10 protein-coding genes are annotated in these 13,447 nt (G+C 40.8%); 1 reads left to right on the plus strand and 9 read right to left on the minus strand.

The window, feature by feature from the left end:
* From moaA to SJY38_RS07670, 6 genes are all read right to left on the minus strand, one after another.
* Positions 1-972 (minus strand): GTP 3',8-cyclase MoaA, encoded by a 972-nt coding sequence (moaA, locus tag SJY38_RS07645; protein ID WP_273611385.1) that lies wholly within the window; start codon positions 970-972, stop codon positions 1-3.
* Between the two features lie 16 nt (positions 973-988).
* Positions 989-3,679, minus strand: a complete 2,691-nt coding sequence (locus SJY38_RS07650; protein WP_273611386.1) for a nitrate reductase — start codon at positions 3,677-3,679, stop codon at positions 989-991.
* Positions 3,680-3,700: 21 nt separating this feature from the next.
* Positions 3,701-5,227, minus strand: a complete 1,527-nt coding sequence (locus SJY38_RS07655; RefSeq protein WP_273611387.1) for an FAD-dependent oxidoreductase — start codon at positions 5,225-5,227, stop codon at positions 3,701-3,703.
* A gap of 228 nt (positions 5,228-5,455) precedes the next feature.
* Positions 5,456-6,649: an alginate export family protein gene (locus SJY38_RS07660; RefSeq protein ID WP_377109524.1), complete on the minus strand. Its 1,194-nt coding sequence runs from the start codon at positions 6,647-6,649 to the stop codon at positions 5,456-5,458.
* A 9-nt stretch (positions 6,650-6,658) separates the two neighbouring features.
* Positions 6,659-8,398 (minus strand): bifunctional protein-serine/threonine kinase/phosphatase, encoded by a 1,740-nt coding sequence (locus SJY38_RS07665; RefSeq protein WP_273611389.1) that lies wholly within the window; start codon positions 8,396-8,398, stop codon positions 6,659-6,661.
* Positions 8,399-8,411: 13 nt separating this feature from the next.
* The gene (locus SJY38_RS07670; protein ID WP_377109525.1) at positions 8,412-9,881 is read right to left on the minus strand and encodes a NarK family nitrate/nitrite MFS transporter; all 1,470 of its coding nucleotides are present in this window, start codon (positions 9,879-9,881) and stop codon (positions 8,412-8,414) included.
* A gap of 286 nt (positions 9,882-10,167) precedes the next feature.
* On the opposite strand from SJY38_RS07670, the gene SJY38_RS07675 reads away from it, so the two are divergent.
* Positions 10,168-10,926, plus strand: a complete 759-nt coding sequence (locus SJY38_RS07675; protein WP_273607073.1) for a molybdopterin-synthase adenylyltransferase MoeB — start codon at positions 10,168-10,170, stop codon at positions 10,924-10,926.
* A gap of 37 nt (positions 10,927-10,963) precedes the next feature.
* On the opposite strand, the gene SJY38_RS07680 is transcribed toward SJY38_RS07675, so the two are convergent.
* From SJY38_RS07680 to modA, 3 genes are read right to left on the minus strand one after another with little or no spacing between them, the layout of a single operon-like run.
* The gene (locus tag SJY38_RS07680) at positions 10,964-12,001 is read right to left on the minus strand and encodes an ATP-binding cassette domain-containing protein (RefSeq protein WP_377109526.1); all 1,038 of its coding nucleotides are present in this window, start codon (positions 11,999-12,001) and stop codon (positions 10,964-10,966) included.
* A complete protein-coding gene (modB, locus tag SJY38_RS07685) occupies positions 11,994-12,680 on the minus strand; it encodes a molybdate ABC transporter permease subunit (RefSeq protein WP_377109527.1) in 687 nt (228 codons plus the stop codon). The genes SJY38_RS07680 and modB overlap by 8 nt, the downstream gene beginning before the upstream one ends.
* On the minus strand, positions 12,667-13,419 hold the full coding sequence (gene modA / locus SJY38_RS07690; protein ID WP_377109528.1) for a molybdate ABC transporter substrate-binding protein: 753 nt from the start codon (positions 13,417-13,419) through the stop codon (positions 12,667-12,669). The genes modB and modA overlap by 14 nt, the downstream gene beginning before the upstream one ends.
* Positions 13,420-13,447: the final 28 nt, after the last annotated feature.

Raw genomic sequence — 13,447 nt, forward strand, 5'->3', positions numbered from 1 at the left:
TTAGCCGCCCAACATTGCTAAATGGGTTGTGGCGCCCGTTAAGCGCTTATCAAGCTCATGGCTAATGGTTTTATTGCCCATTGCCGCTTGAATTGCATTTACAGTGGCTGGCGTATCTTGCGCATTTAAGTGCGGGCGTAAGTCTATTCCTTGCTCGGCAAACAAGCACAAATGCAATTTGCCTAATGACGATACTCTTAATCGGTTACAGCTTTTACAAAAGTCTTTACTGTAGGGCATAATTAAGCCAATGCGCCCCTCAAAATCGGGATGACAAAACTCCTCTGCAGGGCCGTTTAATTTACCTCTTACTACCTGTAACCAACCTTGTGCTAAAAGCTGTGTTTTAACACTTTGCCCGCTTAAATGGTTTTGTTCAAAAAAAGTGGCGCCATTACCTGTTTCCATTAATTCAATAAAGCGTACCGTTACTTTTTTATGTTTTACCCAGTCTAAAAAATCATTCAATTGGTTTTTATTAAATTGCTTAGCCAGCACTGCATTTATTTTTATATCTTTTATGCCCAGCTCAATTGCCCGGTCTATCCCTTTTAAAATATGGGTTAGCTTGTCGTGTCCTGTAATTAATTTAAACATACTCGGGTTTAAGCTATCTATACTAATGTTTAGGGCATCTAGGCCAGCGCTGTAAAACTCATCAATTTTATTAAATAAGTTAAAACCATTGGTTGTTATGGCGACTTTTTCTATGCCTGGAGTGTTTTTACACTGCTTTATAATATCGGTTACGTCACTGCGTAAACACGGCTCACCGCCTGTAATACGCACTTTTTTTGTGCCTAATTGCGCAAACGCATTTACTAAGGTGTTTATTTCGTTTTTATTTAAAAAGTTACGCGGGGTATCGCACTGATACCCGTTTGGTAAACAATAGGTGCAACTAAAATTACACACATCGGTAATTGAGAGGCGCAAATAGTTAAACTGCCGACCAAATTGATCATTAAGCATATGCTTCCTTGTTTATTTACATTTCAACTGCAACATCAATACTGTTAGCGTTTTGCGTAGTATGCTGCTTTATTAATTGGCTTAACTGGGTTTTACACGACCCACAGTTAGTGCCGCATTTTAGTTTAGACCCCAATTGTTCTACTGTATTTTCACCACTTTTAATGGCGTTTATAATGGGTTGTTCACGTACTTTAAAGCAACTACATACTTGTGCGCCTTGAGTAAATTCTTCATCAGGCGTGGCATAAAGCAATGACTGTAATTGGCTAAAGGTTATTAAAGGCTCTGCAAATAAATGATTTATCCACTCAAGTGATGTGTCTTTTTGAGCCGGCGAAATAACCGCAACAAACACTAACTGCTGGTTTTGAATACATTGAATATGCATTGCTTTTGCACTGCCCATTGCCGACCACTGCCCTTGTAACCCTGTCAGTGTTTGGCAATAATAAAGCAAATCATTTTGCGGCTCATTGAGCGCTAACTGGTAGTTAACACAATTACTTGCGTTAACTTTAAGCCAAAAATCACTGGTTATTTTAAGCTCTGTTTTGCTAAAAACTTGCATGTACTGAGCAAACTGCGCTTTAACTAAATCAACAGCACCATGCTTACATTCAGCTTGGCCCGAAATAGGGTCAACAACCGATTGATAGAGGCCACTTACCGTAGCGGATGAGGCAAATTGCTTGTTCCAGTGAATAGGCATAAAACATTCGCCTTTACGCACGGCATCCGTTATTTTTGCATGAGCCGTAACCTGCCCAGTTTTAGCATTGGCGGTTATTAAGTCGTTTGCTTTTATGTTTAATTTGCATGCATCTATGGGGTTTATTTCAATATATGGGCGCGTTATATGAGTAGAAAGGGCTGTACTTTTTCCGGTGCGGCTCATTGTATGCCACTGATCGCGTATTCGCCCTGAGTTCATTACAAACGGGTAATCGCTTGATGTTTGCTGCACAGGAAGTTTGGGCGTTATAGGAATAAAGCGGGCTTTTTTATCTGCGGTGCTAAATTGTTTATTAACAAAAACCTGCCCGTTCTTATATGGCTCATTTTTTAGTACCGGCCACATAACCGGTTTTAAGTTATCGTACTGCTGCTGCGAAAGCCCTACTAAAGCTGATAAATTTAATAGCCTATCACCATTATTTTCAAAATCAGTCAGTTGTGCCCATTCTTCAAAAATGCCACTGGGGTCTGTAAAGTCAAATCCTTCAAAACCCATTTTTTGGGCAACTAAACACATTATTTGCCAATCGTTTTTAGCCCCCGAAAATGGCTCAACTAGCGGGCGCTGCCTCGATATTCTGCGCTCTGAGTTAGTTACTGTGCCGTTTTTTTCGCCCCATCCGGTTGATGGAAACGCCACATTAGCAAATTTTAGCGTATCACTTTTAGCAATACAGTCAGACACAACCACCAGCTCACATTGCTCAAGTGCATGTTGTATGGCTGCGTTATTAGGTAAGCTCACCATCGGGTTGGTTGCCATTATCCAAATAGCTTTTATTTTCCCTTTGGCGATTTCATCAAACATATCAATCGCATTACACCCTGCTTTTTTAGCTATTGTTGGCGATTGCCAAAAACGCTGCACTAACTGTTGATGCGCGTCGTTTTCAATGTCTAAATGTGCTGCTAATTGATTTGCCAAGCCCCCTACTTCACGCCCACCCATAGCATTAGGCTGCCCCGTTATTGAAAACGGGCCACATCCAGGTTTTAGCAATTTGCCCGACGCTAAATGCGCATTTATAATGGCATTACACTTATCAACCCCTGAGCTTGATTGGTTAATACCCATTGAATAAAAACTAATAGCGGTTGGGCTTTGTGCAAATAAGGCGTAAAAGTCACTGACTAGCTGCGCGTCAATATCACAAAAATCACTGACCGCTTTTACACTCCACTTTTTAGCCTCTGCAAGCGCTGTTTCAAAGCCGTTTGTATGCGCATTTATAAATTGCGTATCTAAATAGTTATGTTCACTTAAATAATTAAGTAAGCCGTTATAAAGAGCCCCGTCGCTGCCTGGTTTTATATTTAAAAAGGTATCGGCAAGTTCGGCTGTATCGGTTTTTCGCGGGTCGATAACCACTACTTTCATGTTTGGATTAAGTTTTTTTGCGCGCTCCATACGCTGGTAAAGCACCGGGTGAGTCCACGCCGCATTTGAGCCAATTAAAATAAGTAGCTCCGTTTGCTCTAAATCGTCGTAGCTACATGGTACTACGTCCTCACCAAACGCACGTTTATAACCGGCAACCGCCGATGACATACACAGCCTTGAGTTTGTATCTATATTGCCTGAGCCTATGTAGCCTTTCATTAATTTATTGGCAACGTAGTAATCTTCAGTAAGTAACTGCCCCGATACATAAAACGCAACCGACTCCGGTCCATACTCTTTAATAATGGCGTTAAATTTGTTGGCAACGTAATCAGTTGCCGTATTCCAGCTGGCGGGTTCGTTATCAATAAGGGGCGATGTTAAGCGATTATCAGTGCCAATGGTGTCAAGCAAGTGCGTGCCTTTAACACACAAACGGCCAAAATTAGCGGGGTGCTCGCGCGTGCCTTCAAGTTTTGTTGGGGTATTATTTAATAATGAAATATCAACCCCACAGCCTACACCACAATAAGCGCAGGTGGTTTGTTTAAGCAAAGGTGTGTTTGAACATGTGTTTAATGTTTCCATACTGCTCTCTTATTATTTGCGTTAAGCGCTCTGTGATACTGGCTCATCTACTGGGGTTAGCGTAGCTATTTTATTATTAAGCGCACTGCTAATAACGCTTTGCACTAGTTTTTCACAGCCTCCACAACCCGTACTTGCTTTAGTGGCTTGCTGCACTTTATTTAAATCGCTACAACCTTGTATAACCGCTTGTTCAATAGTGTGTTTTGTCACTTTGTGGCACACACAAATAATGGCATCACGTGGCAAATCATCAGCGTTTAGCTCGCCCGCGTCACCTGCAAGCGGCATTATTAATGACTCTGCGGGCACACTAAGCTCAATGCCATTTAAGTGATACTGCAATAAATTATCGTAATCACTGGTATCGCCAACCAGTACAGCACCTATGAGCTTATTGCCTTGCTCATTAGTGACTACTTTTTTGTAAACACCGTTTGGCTGATCTTCAAAGTAATAGCTAATTGCGCCTTCACTGCGTGCATGGGCATCACCAATTGAGCCTACTTCAACACCCATTAATTTAAGCTTGGTGCTCATATCGGCACCGCTAAATTCATCAGCACTATTTGAGGAATTGTTTGAGGTAGTGTGTAAAGCTTTGTTTGAAGAGAGCTGTTGTAAAACATGCCCTGCCGCTACTTTTGCCATCGCGTAGCCCGGTGCTACAAGGCCAAAAATAAAGTTATTCCAAAGGGCGCATTCGCCTATGGCGTATATGTTTTTATCACTCGTTTGGCAATGGTTGTTTATTACGATGCCGCCGCGCTCACCTATTTCTAAATTAAACTCACGAGCTAGGTTGTCGTATGGGCGAATACCGGCCGAAAATACAATCATGTCGGTTTCTAGGGTTTGCCCCCCTTTAAAGCACATTTTATAACGGCTGTTTTCACCCTCTATAATTTGCTCTGTCGCCACTGATGTATGCACTGTAACGCCCAGCTCGGTAATTTTATTTTTAAGCAATCGACCACCAGCACTATCTATTTGTACGCCCATAAGTTGTGGTGCAAATTCTATTACATGGGTTTGCAAGCCAAGCTGCTTTAATGCGTTGGCAGCTTCTAGCCCTAATAAACCGCCGCCAATTACTACGCCCACCTTGCTGGCATGTGCAGATTTTTTTATGGCGTGTAAATCGTTAATGGTTCTGTAAACTAGGCAATGCTCACGGTCTTTACCTGGAATGGGTGGTACAAATGCAAATGAACCGGTAGCCAATATTAACTTGTCGTATTCAAATGTTTTGCCTTTTGCAGTAGTGACTGTTTTTGCATCGCGGTTTATATCAACCACTTTAGAATGAGTATGAAAGCACACTTGCCAATCTTGATAGGTTTTACTGCAGGTAAGTGCTAAATCGTCTTCGGTTTTACCTTTAAAAAAAGACGAAAGCTGTACGCGGTCATAAGCGAGTCGGTCTTCACCGCTGAGTACGGTAATCTCCATATTTTGAGTATCACCTTGTTGTGATACTAGCTGTTGTACAAAATGATGGCCAACCATTCCATTTCCGACAACTACAACACGCTGCTTGCTTGGCATTAAAATCACCTGTTTGATTTAAAATACACTTAACTTTAGATGGGTACTTTAAATGTATAATTTATTATGTGTTGGTTATAGCAATATGCAAGCCAGATATATAAACAATATATTTCAACAGCTTAACTAATTTAATACAGTAAAAAAGAAGTGAAAGCACCACAAGCTGGCGCTATTGCACCAACTTGTAACGCTTTAAATTAAATAACGAGGGTTTAGGTTAAATACTTAAAATTTAGCGCTTACCCATACCCACAGTTTTTGGGTATCAACTTTGCCTGCAGCGCTATCGCCTGCTGAATAATCGGCATATTTTGCGCCTACAGCATAGGTTTTATTAATAGGCTTTACGTATTGTACGTTTAGCTCTGTGCCTAAATCATCAACGCCATTGGCGCTATCGTTGGCATCAAAGCTGTGATACGCCAACAGCCATTTACCGCCGTAAGCTTTACCATTTAAACTTACATAAGTGTCATCAAGCCCTTGTGCTGGGGTTGCTAAAAACGTATCGGCCCAGCCATTAAATTTATGCATTGTGGCAAGCGGCGTGGCAAAACCATAATCACCGTTATCAGAACCCAGTGACTCAATACCAGCTTTTAATGTAACGGTTTCAATGCCTAAACCGCCTAAATCTATCCCCCCTTCAAACGCATAGTAATCTGCGTCAAAATCACTCATACTCGTTGATGCAGATTGCGTGGCGTACTGTGCTTTATAGTAAAATTTAATATCGCTGAGCGTTTTATTACCATTAAAAGACACACCATAAGTATCTAAGCTGTCATTATCTATTGCATCGTCACTTAATAAATAGCTGTATAAAACCACCTTACCTAGGCTTGTTTTAAAGCTTGCATTGATAAGATGATCGGATGCATCAATATCTTTGCTATCGGCAAATATACGGTTGCGCTTACTTATGTAGCTATAGTGCAAGTTAATATCATTAAAGGAGTAATTTACTGTTGCAGCATCAAAAGTTTGCCTGTCTTGCCTAAAGCCAACGTGGCCTACAAAGCGCTGTCCATCAAGCGCTATTACTTGCCTACCTACTTTAATTGATAAAGCATCTTTTGCGTACTTAACGAAAGCCTGATCTACTTCTGTGGTTTCAGGGTCGGCTATTACTGAGTAATTAGTATTTTTACCCAGCGTATTATTGTAATCGTCTACACCTAATATGCTTCGGCTATCTTCGACCTCTAATAAAGCAGAAAAGCCATTCACTTCATCGGTTTTATGAGTAAGGCGTGTGCGCAGCGTTAAGCTACTGGCATCTTTTAGTGCGTTATCTTGCTCTGCACTTTCATAACGCAGCCTAAAATTAAGGTCGGTTTGCGCTGCAACACTAATAGAAGGCGCAGCAATGCACCCTATCATTAAAATAATAGGTAAGTTATTTTTATAATTTAACATGTTGGTCTCTTAGTTTTTAATTATGAGCACGCACAATAAAATGATAAATAAACACAGCGAAATGCTCTTCCAGAGTAATACTGGATCGCGTTTCATTATTGAAATTTTGTTGGCTGAGCTCTGTAAATGTGGATTAGGTTTACTAATATCTGTTAAAAACTCAGAAAATGCGTGGTATCTGAGCGCTGGTTTTGGCGCAAGTGCTTTCATTAAAGCCTGATCTAACCAAAAGGGTATATCGGCTCGGTACTTGCGAATACTTGTGTATTGCCAGTGGCTGTAATCAATAGGGGTATGACTTGCCGGTAATGTTTTATAAGGCAGCTTCGAGCACAATAACTCATAAGCAATCACCCCAAGCGAAAACATATCGCTTTTAAAATCGGCGTGCAGCGAAATAAGTGTTTCAGGAGCCGTATAATCTATAGTCCCTTGCGGGCAGTCATCGGCTATTTGCTTAACCGACTCATCCATAGCCGCAACACTTACAGTACCGTAATCAATTAACGTAACTTTACCGTGAGCATCTATCATCACGTTATCGAGCTTTAAATCACGATGTACCATATCTAATCGCTGAAAAGCCCTTAGCGCATGCACTATTTGCTCTACAATACTGCGCACTTGCGCTATTTCTAAATAAGGGACGTCGTGCTTATAGTCACTGAGGGTTTGTCCGTCCATGTACTCGCAAATATGATATAAAAATCGGCTTTGCGATTGCGTATTTAAAACCTTCATTACATTAGGATGATTAATACGTTGCCCTACCCACCCTTCGCGTATAAAGCCTTGAAGGTAGTGTATATCGTCTTCAAAATTAACCGAGGGTGCCTTTAATACAACGGGAGGTGCATCAGGTGCTTGCTGTACCAAATAAATGTGCGATCGGCTGCTTTCGTTGATTTTACGAATAACCGTATATCCATCAATTATTTGGCCAACCTCTAATGCGGGTGGTATTTTTCGCTGCGTTAACGATTGATAAAGCTCATCTAGATTTTGCTGCGCAATGCTATTTACCTTCACTAATAAACAACTCACATTATCATCACTGCCTTGTGCTATAGCCCGTGAGGTAATGGCCTTTGCTGCCTGCTCTAAGTTGTTATGGGCGTTTATTTCGTTGGCAATTTCAGTATAGGGCAATACATCATGCACACCATCGCAAGTCAGTATGTAAATATCACCGGCTTTTAGGTCAACTTCGTAAACATCAATTTCTTGATGTGACTGCGCGCCTAAAGCACGAGTGAGCGTATCATTTACTTTATGATCCCGCGTTATCGCTTCCATTTGATTATCGCGTAAACGCATAATGCGAGTATCGCCTAAATGAAATATATACCCCGTAGCTGATTTTAATATAAGCGCCGTAAAGGTGGTCATCCAATCTGCTTGGCGTTGCCCTAAGTGGTTATAGTTGACTGATTGCGAATATAACCACTGATTTAAGCTAGCTAAAACCTTAGAAACCGATTTTTTGACCGCCCAGCTGTCGGGTGTATTTAAATACTCATTTATAAAATGAGTAACACTGAGCTGCGATGCTTGTTTGGCATTTTTAGCTGATGAACACCCATCTGCTAAGCACGCAATAGCGCCTTTTGTTTCTTGTTGTTCGTGCTCAGTATTTAAAGCAGCAAACGCATCTTGATTTTCATCTTTTATGCCCGCGGCACTGTGCCCACCAAAAGAAACATCTAGCGTATTATTACGAACTTGAGCGTGTTGGGTTTCATCAAACATGGTTAACGCTGCCTTAAGTCACTGAAATAAGTTCAACAGAGCCATCTTCGTTTACTTCTGTCATGTGCCCATCTGGCTCTTTCATGAAAAATAACGCCCCTAAACCTAACAATGCACTGGCAGCAATAATCATAAAGAACGTTTGGTAATCCACTAATGAGAGCGCCGTTAAATACACCACCGCGCCAACGTTACCGTAAGCGCCTGTCATACCTGCAATTTGCCCTGTTAAGCGACGTTTAATAAGTGGCACAGCAGCAAAAACCGCTCCCTCACCTGCTTGCACAAAGAACGAACACGCCATGGCAGCAGCTACAGCAAGCCAAAGTGGCCAGCTAGCGTCAACTAAGCCCATAACAAAGTAGCCAACAGCTAACCCTGAGGTAAGAACAATAAGTGTTTTACGACGGCCCATTCTATCTGAGATCCAACCACCACCTGGGCGCGAGGCCAAATTCATAAACGCATAGGCAGAGGCCAGTAAACCTGCGTACACCATATCTAGGCCAAACACTTCCATAAAAAATAATGGCAGCATAGATACAACGGCCAGCTCTGAGCCAAAGGTGGTAAAATATAAAATATTAAGTACAGCTACTTGTTTAAATTCGTAGCGGTGTGATTCTGGCACGGGTTGTTTAAATATATGTCTGTTTATATCAAAGGTTTTATATACCTCGTAGGCGTATAACAGCACTAAAAATGCATAAACGGCTAAAACAAAATTGGCAGAAATTAAATTAGCGCCTGTAGGAGACAACTTCCAAGTAAGTAAAGCCAGTGCGCCATACATAGGTAATTTCATAATAAGCAATAATACAAAGTCACCTTTACTGGTTACTTCCATTGCGCCTACTTTTTTAGGCTTAAAGTACGTCCCCCCTTTTGGTGTATCGGTTACGTTTATGTACCAAATAACACCAAAAATAACGCTAAGTACGCCCGTTAAACCAACGGCATAACGCCAGCCATCGTCGCCGCCAAACATAAGCGCTAATACAGGTAGTAACATGGCAGCGGCAGCCGAGCCAAAATTACCCCAGCCTCCATAAATACCTTCTGCCGTACCAAGCTCATTAGCCGGGAACCACTCGCTCACCATACGAATGCCCACTACAAAGCCTGCTCCAATAAAGCCTAGTGCAAAACGCGCGATAGCGGCTTGCTCAAATGTGGTGGCCATAGCAAACATAAAACACGGTATGCTACATAAAATAAGTAAAGCGGCATAAACAATACGCGGACCAAACTTATCTGTCAGCATGCCAACAACAACACGCGCGGGAATGGTTAAGGCCACATTTAAAATGAGCAGCGTTTTTACCTGTGCCATAGTTATACCTAGCGAGCCCGCTATTGCCCCTAATAATGGAGCATGGTTAAACCATACAAAAAAAGAGATAAAAAACACCATCCAGCTTAAATGTAGTATTTTCATTTTTCCGCTAAACGATATGAGATTAAACCCAGAACTCGGTTGCATGTTTTTTTCCTTGTAACGATTATTATTTTAAGCAGTGAGTACGACTTTGGTAGTAATAACACTGCGACGATTGTTAAATTAACGTTAACCGCTTTCAGCAATTACTAAGCCAACAATTAATAGGTAGGTTTTTCAGTCACTTATATTTTTGGGAATTAATATTTATTTCGCTTTGCACTATTTAAGCAGCTTTGTTGGGCGTAAACAGTGCAAAGAATTTTTAAGCTTTACTTGCTCTAGGTTTTAACTAATTGGTATTGTTAAAAAAAATTACGAGAACTCATTAATGCAAAAACCCCCTTTAACGTATCAGCAGCAATTACGCTATTCTCGCCATATTATGCTTCCTCAGCTTGATATAGATGGACAAGAAAAAATTTGGCAAAGTCATGCTCTTATTGTGGGGTTAGGTGGATTAGGCTGCCCAGTTGCGCAGTACTTAGCGGCATCGGGCGTAGGTACGTTAACGCTTGTAGATAACGATGTGGTTGATGCAACTAACTTGCAAAGGCAGGTGCTCTATAAACAAAGTGATGTTGGGTGCTTTAAAACCCACAGTGCAAAAAAACAGTTAACTCAGTTAAATGATGAAATAGAGATCCACACTATTGATGAATTTTTAAATGAAAACTCGCAGCTTGAACAACTACTTAGCAAAGTAGATGTAGTTATTGACTGCACTGATAACTTAGCAACACGTAATTTACTCAACAGCGCCTGCTATAACACCCGTACGCCCTTGGTTTCGGGCTCTGCCATAAGGTTAGAGGGTCAAGTAGCTTGCTTTACAATGGCGCCTAATAGCCATTGTTACGGGTGTGTGTCACAGCTCTTTGGCGAACAAACTCAAAGCTGTTCAGAGTCAGGCGTACTCTCCCCTATTGTAGGGCTTATTGGCAGTATTCAAGCGACTGAAGCACTTAAAATTATTGCAGGACTGCCTAGTAAACTCACCGAGCAGCTATTACTTGTAGATGGTTTGAGTATGGAGTTTAACCGTTTTAACATTGTTAAAAATAAGCACTGCCCTGTTTGCAGCGCTTAATTTAGTACATGGTAAATACATGACTGCTTCTTAGAGCCTAACTTAGCGTTTCTAGGTTATTTATTGTTAAATAAATCTGCTCGCCTAAGCTTACAGCACTTTGCTGCGATTGCCTTTTAGACACCGCGCAATACAGTAATTGCGTATCTACGTTAACTGTAAGTAGCCATTGCTCATCAAGCTGCTGAGCATTTTCAAGCATACCTATTAGCACGTTTGCACTGCTCTCGTTAATTGGTTTTACTTTGCTGTAGGTTATTTGGCTGCTTTCTATAATTAACTTATGGTTTTGTTTTACCAGCGAAGGCACTGCATATAAATGCTGTTGGCTATTACTAAGAGTAAGCTGGTAAAGACCAAAAGCATCATTAAATTCAGGCTTACTATAACTAAGTATACTAAGTGGCGTTTGGCTCTTATTTGTATAAATACTTTGCACCACTTCTTGTGTTGCACCGCACTGGAGCACGTTGCCTTTCGCTATATGAAGTAATGTATCGCTGCAATAAAGTAGCTCTTTTAAAGAGTGGCTAACAATAATAAATTTAATACCATGGGATTTATTAAGTTGTTGAACAGCCCCCAACATAGTAAAACGCGTTGACCAATCTAAGGCGCTAAATGGCTCATCAAGTAAAACAACAGATTGCCCACTTAGTAGTGTTCTTGCAAAAATTACGCGCTGGCGCTCCCCGCCCGAAAGCCCCGACACATCACGATTTAGTAATGGGTTTAGTGCTAATAAATCAATTACCTGATCAGGCGTTAGGTTATTACTTTTATTTTTACAATGCTTGTGAGTAAACAGTAAATTACCCATTACATTTAAATGTGGAAATAACGGGCACGACTGCAGCTGTAAAGTAAGTAGGCGTTTATCTGGCTTTAAATGGGTAATATTATGATTATTTATACACACATTTTGCGCTGTCGTAAGCCCTGCTATCGCCTGTAATAAGCTCGATTTGCCAGAGCCCGAAGGGCCAAACACCCCTAAAATATCAAATTGATTTATAGCTAAATCAACATGTAATTCAAAATCGTCCAAACGTTGATGGCATTGTATTTTAAGCACGATTAGCAGCTCCGTTTATCACGGTTTTATTAAATTTAAACAACAACACTAAACACGCAAACGAGATTGCTAGCAATACCAACGACAATTGGTGCGCAGCCCCATAATTAAGCGACTCTACATGGTCGTACAACGCAATAGACACCACTTGGGTTTCGCCTTGTATATTGCCACCAATCATTAGCACTAAACCAAATTCTCCCAATGTATGGGCAAAGCCCAGTGCAAAGGCACTGCCTATGCTTGGCTTTAATAGCGGTAACGTTAAATACATAAAACGTTTAAATGGACTTAATCCTAAGGCAATAGCAGCTTGATTATAAGTAGTATTTATTTGTTTAAAGCCCGCCAGTAACGGCTGCATCACAAAAGGGAGAGAGTAAAATAACGAACCAATAACCACCCCTTGAAAACTAAACGCGAGCTGCGTACCCGTGAGCCAAAACCAAAACTGGCCAAATGCATGAGTAGGTGAAAACAATACCAATAAATAAAAGCCCATTAGCGTAGGCGGCAGCACCAATGGCATTGCTATAAGTGCTTCTAATATAGGCTTTAACTTACCTTTATAACTGGCTAGCTGCCATGCAAGCGGAATGCATATAATCAACAAAATAGCAGCCGTTATAAAGGCAAGTTTAATTGTAAGCCACAGCGCTGTTACATCACTTGCTAACATCACTTTCCTTTGCTTTATAACCAAGCTCTAATAATGTTTTTGCGGTTGAGGGGTCATTTAAAAAAGCCATAAACTTTTTAGCTGACGTTAAATGCTTAGTAGCGCTTATGATAACGCCTTGCTGCGTTATTTCAGGGTATTTTTCAGATTCGATAAGCGTGTAATTTAAATATTTTTTATTTTTAGTTTTGCGATACGCCGACTTTAACGTAGATAGCGCGACCAAGCCTTTAGCGGCATTGCCTGTTTCTACAAATTGAAACGCATGGGTAATATTATTTCCATACACAAATTCATACGGTGTTTTTATATAGTTTTTAGCATAATGCGCTGATGATTGCCCATATGGCGAAAACCTTGGATTAGCAATGGCTAATTTATGATTAATAACTGAGTTGCTTGGCTGCCACAGCGCTAATAAACCTATCGCATAGGTGGTTAAGCTATTTTTGAGTGCAAAGCCGTCTTTTATCAGTGCGTGTGGGCGTGCAGCGTCGGCTGATAAAAATATATCGTACGGTGCACCGTGCATAATTTGAGAGTGTAATACGCCGCTAGAAGCAGCTGATATTTTAATATTAATATTTTTCAGGGCTGGGTTAGTCACCAGCGTTTGCAGCACAGGTTTAAAATTGCTCGCAACGGCTATATGCAGCGTTTCTTTTGCGTTAAGAGGATTGCTAAATACCACTAACAGCAATAACAAATAACCACACCATGTATTGTAAAGCTTTAACATTATAAGTATTGTTTTAAAAATCAGACAC

Origin of the sequence: Pseudoalteromonas sp. R86517, assembly GCF_042466295.1 — a bacterium.
Lineage (GTDB): Bacteria > Pseudomonadota > Gammaproteobacteria > Enterobacterales > Alteromonadaceae > Pseudoalteromonas > Pseudoalteromonas atlantica.